The 14,122-nt window shown below is 67.2% G+C and carries 14 protein-coding genes and 1 pseudogene; 6 read left to right on the top strand and 9 right to left on the bottom strand.

The window, feature by feature from the left end:
- Positions 1-130 precede the first annotated feature (130 nt).
- Positions 131-451, top strand: a complete 321-nt coding sequence (locus tag OG430_RS47250; RefSeq protein ID WP_327358920.1) for a hypothetical protein — start codon at positions 131-133, stop codon at positions 449-451.
- Between the two features lie 391 nt (positions 452-842).
- Positions 843-1,448 carry a dihydrofolate reductase family protein gene (locus OG430_RS47245; RefSeq protein ID WP_327358919.1) on the top strand — a complete coding sequence of 202 codons (606 nt, stop codon included), beginning with the start codon at positions 843-845 and terminating at the stop codon, positions 1,446-1,448.
- A 365-nt stretch (positions 1,449-1,813) separates the two neighbouring features.
- Here the strand turns inward: OG430_RS47245 and OG430_RS47240 are convergent, their stop codons facing one another.
- Together OG430_RS47240 and OG430_RS47235 are read right to left on the bottom strand one after the other, a co-directional pair.
- Positions 1,814-2,932, bottom strand: coding sequence for a fatty acid desaturase family protein (locus OG430_RS47240; RefSeq protein WP_327358918.1), 1,119 nt, complete (start codon positions 2,930-2,932; stop codon positions 1,814-1,816).
- A gap of 7 nt (positions 2,933-2,939) precedes the next feature.
- A complete protein-coding gene (locus OG430_RS47235; protein WP_327358917.1) occupies positions 2,940-3,995 on the bottom strand; it encodes a ferredoxin reductase in 1,056 nt (351 codons plus the stop codon).
- An 87-nt stretch (positions 3,996-4,082) separates the two neighbouring features.
- Here OG430_RS47235 and OG430_RS47230 point away from each other — a divergent pair, with 87 nt between their 5' ends.
- Positions 4,083-5,222, top strand: coding sequence for a PucR family transcriptional regulator (locus OG430_RS47230; RefSeq protein WP_327358916.1), 1,140 nt, complete (start codon positions 4,083-4,085; stop codon positions 5,220-5,222).
- 183 nt (positions 5,223-5,405) lie between these two features.
- Here OG430_RS47230 and OG430_RS47225 read toward each other — a convergent pair whose 3' ends face one another.
- From OG430_RS47225 to OG430_RS47215, 3 genes are all read right to left on the bottom strand, one after another.
- A complete protein-coding gene (locus OG430_RS47225; protein ID WP_327358915.1) occupies positions 5,406-5,921 on the bottom strand; it encodes a hypothetical protein in 516 nt (171 codons plus the stop codon).
- Positions 5,922-6,130: 209 nt separating this feature from the next.
- Complete coding sequence (locus OG430_RS47220; RefSeq protein WP_327358914.1) at positions 6,131-6,757, bottom strand: LysE family translocator; 627 nt, start codon at positions 6,755-6,757, stop codon at positions 6,131-6,133.
- A gap of 182 nt (positions 6,758-6,939) precedes the next feature.
- Positions 6,940-7,830 carry a DUF6461 domain-containing protein gene (locus tag OG430_RS47215; RefSeq protein ID WP_327358913.1) on the bottom strand — a complete coding sequence of 297 codons (891 nt, stop codon included), beginning with the start codon at positions 7,828-7,830 and terminating at the stop codon, positions 6,940-6,942.
- 216 nt (positions 7,831-8,046) lie between these two features.
- On the opposite strand from OG430_RS47215, the gene OG430_RS47210 reads away from it, so the two are divergent.
- Complete coding sequence (locus OG430_RS47210; RefSeq protein ID WP_327358912.1) at positions 8,047-8,466, top strand: hypothetical protein; 420 nt, start codon at positions 8,047-8,049, stop codon at positions 8,464-8,466.
- 275 nt (positions 8,467-8,741) lie between these two features.
- On the opposite strand, the gene OG430_RS47205 is transcribed toward OG430_RS47210, so the two are convergent.
- Complete coding sequence (locus OG430_RS47205; protein ID WP_327358911.1) at positions 8,742-9,293, bottom strand: YciI family protein; 552 nt, start codon at positions 9,291-9,293, stop codon at positions 8,742-8,744.
- 481 nt (positions 9,294-9,774) lie between these two features.
- On the bottom strand, positions 9,775-10,896 hold the full coding sequence (locus tag OG430_RS47200) for a hypothetical protein (protein WP_327358910.1): 1,122 nt from the start codon (positions 10,894-10,896) through the stop codon (positions 9,775-9,777).
- Positions 10,897-11,914: 1,018 nt separating this feature from the next.
- Here OG430_RS47200 and OG430_RS47195 point away from each other — a divergent pair.
- Entirely contained in the window at positions 11,915-12,427 is a 513-nt protein-coding gene (locus tag OG430_RS47195) for a hypothetical protein (protein WP_327358909.1), read from the top strand.
- Positions 12,428-12,476: 49 nt separating this feature from the next.
- Here the strand turns inward: OG430_RS47195 and OG430_RS47190 are convergent.
- Positions 12,477-12,706: pseudogene (locus OG430_RS47190) on the bottom strand (ATP-binding protein); the annotation flags it as partial.
- Positions 12,707-12,837: 131 nt separating this feature from the next.
- Here OG430_RS47190 and OG430_RS47185 point away from each other — a divergent pair.
- The gene (locus OG430_RS47185) at positions 12,838-13,260 is read left to right on the top strand and encodes a hypothetical protein (protein WP_327358908.1); all 423 of its coding nucleotides are present in this window, start codon (positions 12,838-12,840) and stop codon (positions 13,258-13,260) included.
- A 123-nt stretch (positions 13,261-13,383) separates the two neighbouring features.
- Here the strand turns inward: OG430_RS47185 and OG430_RS47180 are convergent, their stop codons facing one another.
- Positions 13,384-14,010 carry a MerR family transcriptional regulator gene (locus OG430_RS47180; protein WP_327358907.1) on the bottom strand — a complete coding sequence of 209 codons (627 nt, stop codon included), beginning with the start codon at positions 14,008-14,010 and terminating at the stop codon, positions 13,384-13,386.
- Positions 14,011-14,122 lie beyond the last annotated feature (112 nt).

Raw genomic sequence — 14,122 nt, 5'->3', positions numbered from 1 at the left:
TCGGCGATCACTCGAAGCGTTCGTCCAAAGCCTCGGCCGCAGGAAAGGACGAATACGTCCGCAACTAGGGCCTGTTGTGAAAGTGCTGGGCATAGATGCGGTTCCACGAGATCTCTGCGACTCTGGATACATGCCTCGACGCATCATGTTTGTGCAGCTCAAGACGGATTACGACACCGATCGGGGCCCTTCTTGGATCGGCTGGGTGGACTTCTCCAAGACCTGGAGCACTGCGTACTTCCATGGGCAGACTCTGCGCCGGGCAGAGGGGATGTCCGACGCCAACTTCTACGACGTTGCGACCGGCGAGGAGTTCTGGGTCTCCGGCCCGAAGCGGGACCGCACCGACACCCGCTATGGCCCCTCCGGCCCCGAGATTGAGCCCGACGCCGCAGATGCTTATCACGCCTTCCTGGACGGCGCACCGCTGCCAGGCCGGGAAAATGGCTAGCGTCCGGCGAGAGAGGGAAGTCTGCGACCGCCAGCGGCGCGGCGATCTTGGTGTAGAGCAGCTGCTCGAACCGCCGCCGGGCGGCGCTGGCCTCGAGACCGGATTCAGCTCCCAGGACATCCACATCGCCCTGATCAGAAGCGAGCTGTGCGGGGCGCGGTGGCCCAGTGCTGCCGACGGGCTTCCCCTACGGGTGTGACCTCAGCTAAATCCCACAGGGGCCGTTGAGCCGACTTGTGATGCCACAGCGTCTCATGACACAAGTCACTGACCATGCCTCGTCGCGGGTTCCAGGTGTGGGACGGGTTTCCTCGTTGCTCCACTGCGCGGCCGATGAGTTTGTGACCTCCGGCCAGTCCAAGCTCGTGACACCGTAGGAAAGGACACCGCCATGTCGGAGCTTCTCGTCGACTTCATCACCTCCCTCGACGGCCACGCATCGGGAGAGGGATGGCCCGGGTTCTGGGGCCTGGAGGGCCCGGAGTACCTCGCATGGCTCGGCGAACAACCCAAGGCCACCTACCTGATGGGAGCGAACACCTACCGCCTGATGTCGGGCTTCGCCGCAGGCCAGGTCCCCCAGGGCCAAGACGAGTTCAGGCCCGAAGAAGAGGCATCCGTCGACGAACTCACGCAGGCGCCCAAGGTGGTGTTCTCCTCCTCACTCAAGGAGCCACTGACGTGGGCCAACTCCACACTCGTCCGTGACGACGCCGTCGAGGCGGTCCGCGCCATGAAGTCGAGCGGCCCGGGGCTCCTCAGCACGATCGGCAGCCTCAGCCTGTGCCGGTCCCTGCTACGAGCCGGACTCGTCGACCGCTTCCGGGTCGTGATGTTCCCCGTGATCACCGGAGCCACAGGCGAAGAACGCATCTACGACGGATATCCGGACGTTGCCCTCGAGATGACCCAACACCGCACCTTCGACGGCCGCATCCAGCTGGTCGAGTACAAGCCCCGCGTGCTCGAACACCCGCCGCTCAGCACCCCTGCATAACAACGCCCCGTCCGCCGCTCTGGACGGAGCACGGAGCACGTCTGACGACGGCATCGCGCCGTGACCAGCATGGCATCCACGCTATCCGTCACGTCCTCGACAGAAACCCGCCGAAAGCCCCGTTGCCACAAGAGAGTTGATGTCCACCAAACCTGATGATCACAGCCGAGTACCCCTAGCAGGTGCATCGGTGTACCCAGCCGGGCTGAGCGTTTGCTGCCACGTCCAGGCAGCGCAGCCGGGCACCGGGCCGCCCGGAACCCGTGTCGTACGCTCCGATGTCGCGGCCGCCCACCGTCCGCAACGGATCTCAGCGGACCGGGCGGTCCCGCCGGTACCCTAACGATCCGAACCCCTACCGGGAATCAGGCCGCGACGAGTTCCTGCTCGCGGTCCGGCGTCGCGGCCTTGGGCTTCTGGTTCGGCAGCGAGAGCCGGAAGACTTTCCTCCACGCGGAGAACACCTGCTTGGGCAGCGGCCCGGTGACGTACTGGAGCTCATACTTTTCGAACAGCGCACGCACCTTCACCGCTACCTCGGCGTAGCGGTTGCTCGGCAGGTCGGGGAACAGGTGGTGCTCGATCTGGTGCGACAGGTTGCCGGTCATGAAGTGCATGGCCGTGCTGCCGCTGATGTTCGCCGAGCCCATCATCTGTCGCAGGTACCACTGGCCGCGCGTCTCGCCCTTGATCGAGTGGCGCTCGAAGACCTGCACGCCCTCGGGGAAGTGCCCGCACATGATCACTGAGTGGGACCAGATGTTGCGGGCCAGGTTCGCGGTGAACGTGGCGGCGAGCGTGGGGAGGAACGACGGGCCCGAGAGGAGCGGGTGGATCACGTAGTCCTTGAGTACCTGCTTGCGGATCTTGCGGCCCACGGCCTTGGCCCGCGCGCGGAAGGCCGGGTTGTTGCGGCGGCGTTTGTGCAGGTTCTTGCCAAGCTCCAGGTCGTAGGCGGCGATGCCGTACTCGAAGAAGCAGGCGTTGAGGAAGTTCCACAGCGGCTGGCCGAGGTGGAACGGGTGCCACTTCTGGTCCTCGTCGACGCGCATGATGCCGTAGCCGAGGTCGTTGTCCTTGCCGATCACGTTGGTGTAGGTGTGGTGCAGCTCGTTGTGCGAGTGCTTCCACTGCTCGGACGGCGAGACGTGATCCCACTCCCAGGTGGTGGAGTGGATCTTCGGGTCGCGCATCCAGTCCCACTGGCCGTGCAGGACGTTGTGACCGATCTCCATGTTGTCCATGATTTTCGCCACGGACAGGCCGGCGGTGCCGAGCACCCACGCGGGCGGGAAGAGCGAGAACAACAGCACGCCCCTGCTGGCCAGCTCGAGCTTGCGCTGCGCCGAGATGACCTTACGGATGTACGCGGCGTCCTTCTCGCCGCGGCCGGCTATCACCTCGTCGCGGATCGCGTCCAGCTCGCGGCCCAGCTCCTCGATCTGATCGGCGGTCAGGTGGGCGGTGGGGTCGATGGCGGTCAAGGTGCTCCTACCGTTCGATGTCGCAGGGGCCCGCGGCAGCGGACACGCAGGTCTGGATGAGGACGCCGGGATCGGCCTCGGTGATCTCGCCGGTACGCAGGTCGCGGACGGCGCCCGCCTTCAGCGGCGTGACGCAGCCGAAGCAGATGCCCATACGGCACCCGGAAGGCATGAGCACGCCGGCCTCCTCGCCGATGTCCAGCAACGGCGTGCCGCCGTCCGCGTCCACACTCTTGCCGGTGGCGCTGAACGTGACCTCACCACCGTCGCCGGTGACGACGACGGTGGGGCGGAAGCGTTCGGTGTGCAGGCGCTCTTGTACGCCGTGCTCGGTCCAGTGCTCTTCGGCGGCGTCGAGCAGGCCCGCGGGCCCGCAGGCCCAGGTCTCGCGCTCGGCCCAGTCGGGCACGAGTTCGTCGAGACGGGCGATGTCGAGCATGCCGTCCGTGTCGGTGTGCACCTCGGTGAGCCGCAGCTTCTTCTCCGCGGCCAGATCGTGCAGTTCGCTGCGGAAGATCACGTCTTGCGGCCGCGGCGCGCAGTGGACCATGACGACGTCGTCGAACTTGGTGTCGCGCAACATGCCCATCACGGGCGTGATGCCGCTGCCGGCCGTCAGATAGAGCACCTTGGCTGGCTTGGCCTGCGGCAGTACGAAGTCACCGGTCGGCTGGTCGAGGTGGATCAGCGTGCCCGGTTTCGCCCTGCGGACCAGGTGGTTGCTGACCTTGCCGTCCTCGATCGCCTTCACCGTGATCGTGACGCGGCCGTCTGGGCGGTTCGTCGGCGAGGTGAGGGAGTAGGCACGCCACAGGCGCACCCCCTCGACGTCGATCCCGATCCGCACGTACTGACCGGCCCTGTGGCCGCGCCAGCCCCGTCCCGGCCTGATCACGATGGTCGCGGCGTCACCCGTCTCGGGGTGCACAGCCTCGATGCGCCCCCGCAGGTCGGCGCCCGCACGCAGCGGGCTGACCAGGTCGAGGTAATCCGACGGCAGCAGCGGCGTCGTGACCATCTCCAGCAGTTTCCACGCCCTGCTGCGCAGGGCTGTACTCGTCATGACCCCAGCTTGGTGCGCCTCAAGGCGTAAAGTCCTGACCGCAGGACGTAAATTTGGTCGACTGAATTGTTCGCAGGGAACAAAAACGTGAACCATGCAATCCGCAGAGCCGGCGAACTGGCCTTGGATGAGACGACGGTCACCGCGCTGCGGGCCGTGCTGAAGACCACCGCCGACGAAGTCGTCCAGGCGATCATCGACGAGGTCCCTCCGTACGCCAACGCCCTTTCGGGACGCATGGGCGCCACCATCCGCCGGGCCGTCCGCACCGCCCTGGGGCACTACCTGGACCTCGTGAGCGGGAACGCCACAGGCGGCGACGGCGGTGACGCGGCCTACGAGCTGGGCCGCGGGGAGGTGCGCGACGGCCGTTCGATGGATGCCCTGCTCAGCGCCTACCGCGTCGGCGCCCGCGTGGCCTGGCGATGCCTGGCAGCGGGTGCCGTCACCGCAGGTCTGCCCGCCGCCGAGGTCGCCAAGTTCGCCGAGCTGACCTTCGCCTACATCGACGAGCTCTCCGCCGCGAGCGCCGCGGGCCACGCCGACGAACTGGCCGCCCAGGGCAGGGCACACGAGCGCCACCTGGAACACCTGGCCCGCGACCTCCTCGCCGACGCGAGCCCCGACACGCTGCTGGCCTCAGTCCAACGGGCCCGGTGGCAGCCTCCGGTTTCACTGACCGCTGTCCTGCTGCCCGCCGCCCATGCCCGGCCCGCCTACCGCACGCTCGACCCGGGCACCCTCGTCCTAGACGATCTGCCGGACGCCACCGGCGTGCTGCTCATCCCCGATGCCGACCGGCCACATCTCCTGCGGCAGCTGACCGACCGCACCGCCGTGGTCGGCCCGGCCCGGCCATGGACCCGTGCGTCCGCCTCGTACGCACGAGCCGTACGCGCGCGCTCCCTCTCCCCCGAAATCCGCGACACCGAGGAGCACCTGCCCGAGCTGGTGCTGAGCGCCGACGCGGACGCGTTCGCGGACCTGCGCGCCCGGGCCCTCGCACCGTTGCGGGCCTTGCCTGCCGCGACCGCACGACGGCTGGAGGAGACGTTGCGGGAGTGGCTGCTGCACCAGGGCAGGCGGGACGAGGTGGCGGCGGCGTTGTTCGTCCATCCCCAGACAGTCCGGTACCGGATGTCGCAGCTGCGGGAGCTGTTCCCGGATCTCGCATCGCCACACCGGGTCCTTGAACTGACCCTGGCGGTCGGTCTTCCAGCCAGCTGACGCGTACAGCGACCGTCCACGACGCGTCCGCGAGCGTTCCAGGAATCGTGCCTCGTTCCCGGTGCCATCAGCTGGCTCATGCCGCCCGGAGAAGAGCGGTATGGGCCAGCTGGAGACCGGGGGGGGTGACGTAGAGACCAAGCAAAGCCTCGGGATGGCTCGGCCGCTGTCGAGGCATCGGTTCTACAGGTCGATGGACCAGACGTCGCCCACCTGGTGTCCGTCTGGATCAGGCTCTCCCGACCCGTACGGGTCGGGCTCGACAATGACGTGGATGCGGGCCTCGGACTCGGATACGCGAAAGCAGTCCATGTCCCGCGACGTGTTCTCCTTGTCGAGTTCGATCGTGTGGCCCATGGCCAGGACCGCTGCCTGCAGTTCCTTGAAACGGACTCGGGACGCGAAGTCCCCGTACACCCGCGCAAGCGGTGGCGGCACAGTGTCCGGTGACTGGCCGTACAGCAGTCTTTGGATCTTCACGCCGAAGCCGAAGCATGACATCTGCCCCCGCCGCCCCGGCTGATCCGGTGAGAAGTTGATTTCCACCAGCCCGTGGTCTCGCCGCAGGAGGCCGCCACCGGGAACGTCAACCGATCGCACGCCCAGCGCGGCTTCCCAGCGGTCAGGACTCGAGCCGAGGCCGGCGCCGAGTACGTCGCCGCGGGTGGCGACATGGGCATAGAAGTCCAGAGCGGACACCCGCCAGCCTCCCTCAGCTGCACAAATAGGACCTGCCGAACGATAACAACATCGTCATTGGCCTGGTGATGCGGCTGCGCCACCCGAGACCTCAGGCATTGACTCCGATATGCCGGTCTCAGGAAAGTTGGCATCGCCGTGATCACGCCAGCCACAGCAAGATCATTGCATCAGTGGTCGCGGCTGCGGGACTGCCCAAGAGGTGTGGGCTACCTCGCCGTTGCGGTTCGAACTCCCAGACCGACCAGCACAGCTCCCGCCAGCCGACTCATCCCTCGCCGGAATCGAGGCGTGTCGATCATCGTGCGCGCGGCGGCGACCACAGACGTCCAAAACAGCAGCCACACAAGGACGATGGCCACATGCACGACCGCGAGCGTCGCGATCTGCGGCGCGAGGGGGCGGCTGGACGTGAGGAACTGTGGGACGAGGGTGAGATAGACCGATGCCGCCTTCGGATTGAGGACGTTGGACCACAGCCCCTGCCCGAAGCCTCCAAGCCGAGCCCACGGCGAGCGCCACCGCACCCGTTGCGGCACTTCGATGCCACGACGTGCTGAGCGCCATGTGGTCACGCCCAACCAGATCAGATAGATGCCGCCCAGGAGCTTCACTACCGTCAACGCCTGGGCCGAAGACATGACCAGCGCCGACAGGCCAACTGCGGCAAGCGTTGCGTGCACCAGGAGTCCGCACCCTGAGCCGAACGACACGAGCACGCCGTCAGACCGCGAGCCAGCGATCACCTGCTGCGTGACAAGCGTGAAGCTGGTACCGGGAATCATTGTGAGAGGTGTGACTGCGGCCGCGAAGCCGAGCACCTGATGCCACTGCACACATCGAGCATAGGGATCGCGAACATCCCCAACCACCTGTTCCTCGGCGGCTCTTCCAGCCGCACGCTCCGCGACCACTTCGACCCGAAGATCATTGCGGAGCAAGCCTTAGCAGCTCTACCAGGGCATTCAGCGGCTGGTGAGCGCGTCAAGAACCGCTCACGATTCGATTCCTCCCCCAGCTAAAGCAGGGGGTATCCAAGAAAGAGAGTCCGATAACCGCCTGTGGCAAGGCCCTGAAACGCCCGAGCACCACGGCTGACACCGTCGAGATCGTCGACCGGTTCTGCTGGAACTGGTACCAGCAAGGCGAGGTCGGAGCGGAGGTGCTCGGCGACCTCACCGGCCGCACGATGGTCGAGCTCGGCGCCGGCACCGCGCGGCAGAGCACCCACCTCGCCCACCACCACGCGCACGACCGGGGGTTCGCCCACGGGGCCGCCCACATAGTCGAACACGCCGCCCGACAGCGGCTCATCGCCATCCCCGTCAGCGTCGTCGCATTCCTCGTCGTCGGCCGGAAGCTTTCCCGTGAGCACGAGCATGGTGTCCTGTTGCGACAGGGCCATACCGGTCACCTCGTGGGCGAGCGCCAGCCCGGCAAGGCGGGGATCTGAGGTCTCCTCACCAGCGAGGCCGACGCGTCCCATCGCCTCGAGTAGGTGGTCCGGGTCTGCTCCGGACCGCTCCTGCGGGGTCGGCGTTTGAAACTTGGTGAGCAACGAGCCGTCCTGCCAGTAGGCGAGCTCCCCGTTCCCGTCCGCGTACCAGCAGCACACCACGCTGGTGCCGGCAGAGGCACGCTCCAACCTCCGAGGACTCGCAGCCCAGATACTGGCCGGCTCCAAAGCGAACGCCCACCCATTCGCCTCCCCTGCGCGGGCAGCACCCCAACTCCAGTAGTCCTCCATCCCGGCCCACAGGAACTCGTTCGCCTCGTCCTCATCCTGCGGCGTGAACAAGTCCGCCGGGTCAGCCTCCAGACGCAGCAACAACTCACGCCCAGTCAAACCCTTCGCCACCACCAGGCAATACACATCGGACGCCTCACCGATCCACCCAAGCGGATTCAAACCGATCCCCCAAGAAGAAAACTGCGATCAGCAACGATCCTACGAACCCCACCCATCGCCTGCCCTCGCCAGGTCCACGCCCACGCGAGGCCTGACACAAAGGAACAAACCGCGTTCCCCGCCCAACGTGCGATTGCCGCTTGACGAGTTACCGCCCTGAGGTGTCTATCCAGACGCCTCAGGGTCCTAAGGCGTCAAGTCTCACGCGCGCCGCCGGTGGATGCCGAAGCAGCGCATGCTGCGATCCAGCTTCCCGAAGGGTCCTGGTGGGACTGGGACGTCGTCGCCTGGGATGGCGGACAGCTCAGGCTCGCCGCCGGCCACGACTTGACCTACCACCATGGCCTGGAAGTGATCTTCAGCGATCCGGCCTTCGTCAGTTGCCCGTCCGGCTTTCACGATCCGGTCTTCCGCTCCCCGTGGCCCGACGAGCTCCTGAAACTCACTCGTAAGCTCGGAGAGAAGCCGCCCATCGTGGTCGCTTTCGAGGCCCACACCGGCGGGCAGGAGCCGGTCTCGTGCCTCATCGCCGCAGAGCGCCTCGACATCGTCCAGGAAACGGTCCTGCGCTACTGGCGCGAGGATGCAGGCCCCGATCAGCGGTTCGCTCCCTGGGTGTCGGTCCCGGGCCAGTAGACGCACTCGGCTATGCGGCCGCTGTGCCGATCTCGGCGGTGGTGCCGGGAAGGCCAGTGCCTCGTCATCTGGATGGCGCTGCTGGAGGCCATGGCAGAGCTGGCCGATCATGCGGTTGACGAAGTTGTGCTGGGCGGCGAATTGCCAGCCCGACGCTCACGTGACCGTCATCGCCGCCACTTCAGCTCCCGGTGTGGCCACTTCAATTCCCCGCTGGCGGCCATTGCGCCTGCAGAGCGTGACGTCACGGCGATGGCGTCGGTGGGCGCCCTCGTTCATGACGGCCGCCCGCCGAACTCCCAGTTGTGCACCTCGATGTCGGCGTACCGGTCCTGGGTGAGGATGGCGCGTGCGGTGTCCGGGTCCGGCGCCCGGACCAACGCCGCCGTGCCCAGCCAGAGGGCGTCATCGTCGGACAGCAGAGACCCGTAGGCGATCAGCTCGTTCCGCTCGGGCGGCAGCGCGAGGTCGGCAGCCTGCCCTGTGCCGAGGCCGAGCACCAGGTACCGGTTGCCTCCGGTCCGGCCGCCGGGGAAGTCCCACATGGTGCGCCCCAATGTGTTGCGCCACCGTCGCACCAGCACGTCCCGGTAGGCGCCGGCCTGGTAGTTCGGCTCGTCGAAGGCGAACGCGCGAGCAGCGGCAGGATCGGGCAGGTCGAGGATGTGCACGCTACCGGTGAGGGTGTCGCCGTCGTCCGCGAAGGTCGGACCACGGGCGATCATCTCCTTCGCGTATCCGTCCATGTAGGACAAGTGCGCGTCGTTCAGTTCGTAGCGCAGCGCCAGGGAACCGGTGCGGTCGCGGTGATAGCAGAGGAACTCCATGGCCGCAGTGTCCCTTTGAAGAGGCGCCGAATGCGAGGAGGTTTGCCTGCAATGACCACTCGGCGGACTCACCCGAAGCATGGTGCCGATGGCGACGACGAAGACTGACCAGGGCCGAGACTGCTGAGTGTGACAGTCGGGTGGGGTATCGAGCCGGCCGTACGCGGGATCTTCCACTGGCCGCCGACAGAAGACAGCTACGCAGACCACGGCCGCGGCACTGCTCGCGGGCGGCGCGATCGGGCTCGCCTCCGCAAGCGCCGCCACCAACGACGAACCTTGGCCGAGGAGCAGTGGCCTCCCACCGGCAACCGCGGACACCGACCACGACGGGACGGCGCACGCTGACAAGGTCGTCACACCACACCCACGGTGCCAAATGACGCTACGTCACCGTGCCGGAATCCAGCTGGTCTACGGTGACGACACCCCAGTGCCGCCGAACCGCGCGACCAGGCGGCCGAGTGCACCGCTGCAAGGCTCAGTGAGGGAGTTGCAGGCCCGTGCAGCCGTGCTGCTTCGCGGAGCGCTCGGCGAAGCCCTTCAGCAGGGCCAGCTTCTGCGTCCGCTCGTCGGGGGGCATCTGGTATCCGGGGTCCGGCTCTTCGAGAGGGACCCGCCTGAGTATGAACAGTGCCCCGGAGCCATACTCGCGGCACTTGGCACTCGCCCATACTGCGACGTTGTTCATACCGGCTGTACCGGGATAGATCGCGGGCTCGTCGGGACCGCGCCGCAGGCGCTGCGCGTAGGGGCCATACGCGGACTCCAGCATCGCATCCTCGCCCAACAGGCAATATTCCACTGGCGAGGCGCCGCTTGCCTGCGTCTCCGTGAACGACACGATGTTGTAGGTGCGCAGCGGAACGCCCCTGCAGGTTCCGGAGGCGCTGCCGGTTGCGGCTTCCAGACCGGGGGCCGAGAGCAGGGGGATGCGCCCACCGCCGACGGCGCTGCAGGACCAGTGCCGAGCCGCCTTTACCGCGACCGCGGCGACCAGTTCCGCAGCTTGGCGAGCCCTGCGGGCGTCGCCATAGTCGCCGTCTGCGTCATCAGCCGTTACGAGCACCGAGGCATTCCGGTTCGTGCACGGCAGGACCACAGCGGATTTGACCGTGTCCGTGAAGCCGCGCCAGCCGCCGCCCAGGGGGGCCGGCGGGTATGTCGGGACACTCGCGTTGAGCTGCGCGACGGTGTTGGGGCCGCCCTCCCGGGAGCCAACGCCCGTCGCCGGGACCAGGCCGACCAGGAGGCTCATTTCCCCGACCGTGCAGTGCCTGTTCTGCTCGCTGCCGTTGGTGTCCTCCCACAGCTCGCCGGAATCGGTGCGGCGGCCGGTGAAGGGCCTGGACTCGGCCTGCGGGATCAACCCGTCGCAGTACGTCGCGAGCTTGTCGTCGAAGCGCCAGCGCTTGCCCGTATCGCTCCACTGGTACCACCCGCCACCCACCGCCATGACCAGCGCCAGCCCCAGTGCCACGCCCACCATCGGCAGCCGTTCTCGTGCCACCACGCACCCCCGTAGCGCCAGCGTCACCGGAACGTACCGCACCAAGACATGTTCGGTGAATCGCTCGCGCTTTGAAGGCGGGAGCTCGATCACGCCGGGACGGCGGCACACTACGAACGGCTCGTCACCGCCTGCGCCTCCCGCTGATCGCAAGTTTTGGATGCCGGACATCAGGGCGGGCGCGGTTCGGACCAGGCGCGCAAAGCCGGGGGCTGCGACGGAACGGTAGGGCGCTGGGCCAGACGCGTGGCGCCACTGCTGCGGCCCGGGCTCGGCGTTCAACGCCGCATGATCAGCACCAAGACCGATACCAGTCCCGCACCGACCAGCAGGGCATTCCCCAGGGCCGGATTGCGTAGAGCAAGGCACGTGACGAACGCTGCAGCAGCCTGTGGTGGTGCCATCACGTAGCAGAGAGCTAACCTTTCGCGGCCCTCTGGCGTCCAAGGTCCGGCGTGCCGGAAGTGCTGGCGGCTGGGGGAGGTTGGCGCACGGCGGGCAGGCGGACGGCTGATGGGACGGCGAGCGCGGGGGCGGCTGGGTTGGTGAGCGTACGGATGGCGCTCGCGGCTGCCCTGATGAGCTTGTCCGTGGCCTGCGCGGGGACGGGCACCACGCAAGGCGGGGCGACCACGCAGGGCGGGGCAGCCGGTTCCTGCGTGGCCCTGCTCGTGTACCTGGGCCCTCCTGCACGCGGCCTCCAGCCGAGAAGTCCGGCTCCTGCGCGTGGGCGATATCGAGCCGGCAGACCGCACTGTCCGCCTGGGCAAGCGCCCGCGTCCAGTGCCGCTGGACCCGGCCAGCTGGTCGGTTCTGCAACGGTGCTTGGCCCACCGCGAGAGCCAGCGCACCGGCAACCCCCACGTCGTGGTCACCCGGATCACCAGGCCGGTCGGGCGCCGGCGTCGACCGCCCATGTCAGCCGCGTCCTGGACCCCTACGGCATCCCACCCAGGGCCCTGCGATGCACCCGCCTCGCCGACCGGGTGAACGTCCTCGACCCCGAACTCGTCGCCGTGGCCCTTGGCATGGAACCCGAGGGCGTCATGATCTATCTCGCCGACCACGTCGACCGGACACGGCTCCCCGACACACTGACGGAGAAAGGCCCATGAGCACCCCACTATCCGACGACGAGCTCTGGCAGGCATTCGTCGAGACCAAGCGGGAAATGCACCGCCGCCAAGCCGACTTCTACCAGAAGGCCCACGACAGGCCAGGGCTCCTCAAAGCCACGCTGGCCGCAGGAGCAGGACCGTGGCAACAGGGCGCCGCCCTCGACTTCCTCGCGGCACTCCCCGATGACGTTCCGGCTGTGCTCGGCGACCTTGTCGGCCTCTCCCTGTCTCACGGGTGGGCTCTGGCCGCCCGACAGGCCATCGACCGCATCCCGCACGCTGACCTGGTACCGCTGCTCGAACCTCTCGTTTTGGAGCGACTCGACTCGGCCGACGATGACGAGTACCGGCGCCTCGCCGAGCTCCTCGCGCATATCGAAGCCTGGGACCTCCTCGGCCGGCTCGTGCACCGCGCCCTGGACACCGATGACCTCGCCACACACGAAGTAGCCGAAGACTTCACGCAGTCGTACGGTGCGATGTGGCTCTCCAAGCCCAACCCGTGACGTTTCGCTGCCGCCTGGCACAGGTTCGCCGGAACATGTGCGCTGTGTTGAATGCCGCGTTGGAGGCGATCGCGATATTGCTCTCTTCCACACGCTCAGGGAGGACCTGGAGGAGCATTTCCGCACCGCGGCGGTCCAGTTCGAAATAGCCGAGCTCATCGATTTCGAGAAGGTCCACGCGCCCGTAGCGGGCGATGGTTTCGCCCAGCTGCTTGTCGTCTGCCGCCTGCGCACGAGCTCGTTCACCAAGGCTGCCGCGGCGGTGAAGCGGACTCGGTAGGTTCGTCACGGCCGTTCAGGATCTCGAGCCGGGGAAGTCGATGACGTTGCCGGAGACAGGTCAGGTCTCTTCCATCTCTTCGGCGTTCGTGCGTGAGGACGGCGCTGGCGAGGTTGAGCTTGGTGACCCGTTGGCGGAGCTGATCGAGCTCGGCGTTCTTGTCCGCGTGGCAATGGACCGCATCCTGGAGGGAATCGCGCAGCACTCCAACGGCGCGCTGACGATCGTCGCCCTGGCCCAGGAAGCTGGCTTTCCGCGCAAGGTGCTGACACAGCGCCACCTGGACCTCGACAACGACTTCTACACGCAGGTCAGGGCATGCGGACAGACGCCGGACTCCGAAATCCGTCTGCGTCAACACGTCGTCAAGCTCAAGGAACTACGCACCAAGGGCGCCACCGAGTCGGCCCAGCTGCGGACCGACGTCGAGCATCCCGCCCGAGCGGTCGACCAACTGACCGCGTACAACCGGCAACTGCTCCGCGCACTGTCCCAACTCGGCTTTCCCGTCCAGGCCCTGCCTACCCGGTGGCACCCGGACCGAAGGTACTGAGCCACTCCCCTACTCGCAGCGCAGCGAACCGGAGACACCCTTGATTCGGTGTCCATCCATCGGCCGGGGCAAGGCCACCTGCCTCTGCAACACCAAAGGCACCGCAGATCGGGCGGTCCCGCGTCACGACTCGAAGAGTTCGGCGGACCGGTGAACCTGCGCGAGGCGGCGCAGGGCGAGGAGGAGGGCGTCGCCGAGGATGTTCCCCAGGACCACACCTTCGGCCATGCTGTCGACGTCGCCTCGACGCCGGATGATGTCCAGGTCGGTGGCGGCAATGGCATCGGCGGCGAGGGCGTAGTCGTCGAGCCGGTCGGCGAAGTCGTCCTGGCCCAACTCCCGTAGGGCGCCGAGGACTTCGGCCACCGCGGCGAGCGGGGGGCTCTGGGGGGAGACCTTCCAGTTCAGGCGCTGGACGAGTCCGAGGACCTCGGTGGTCGCCGCCGTACGTGTGTCGTCGTCGCAATACGTCACAGTGCGGGTGACGGTGTGTTGCGCTGCGCCGAGGAGTTTGTGGGTGCCGGTGTCGGTGCTGTCGAGCGCGGCGATGACGTCACGCGCCACGGCAACGGACAGTCCGCCCACGTCGAGGAGAGCGCGGATGAGGCGCAGCCGACGCACATGCCGGTCGTCGTACTGGGCTTGGTTGCGGCTGGTGCGCTCCCCGGGCGGCATGAGCCCTTCTCGCAGGTAGTACTTGATCGTTGGCGCTGCTACGCCGCTGAGGCTGCTGAGCTCCGCAATGCGCATGGCTGATCCTCCGTGCTGTCGAAACTGGGGCTTGCACTGCTCCCCGACCATGATAGATAGTCCAACTACCGGCAGTAGAGCTATCTACTATCTATCGAGGGGCTCATGCTTA

Source organism: Streptomyces sp. NBC_01304 (assembly GCF_035975855.1).
GTDB lineage: Bacteria > Actinomycetota > Actinomycetes > Streptomycetales > Streptomycetaceae > Streptomyces.
The sequence above is the reverse complement of the archived record's forward strand: the minus strand, read 5'-3'. Positions and strand labels throughout refer to the sequence as shown.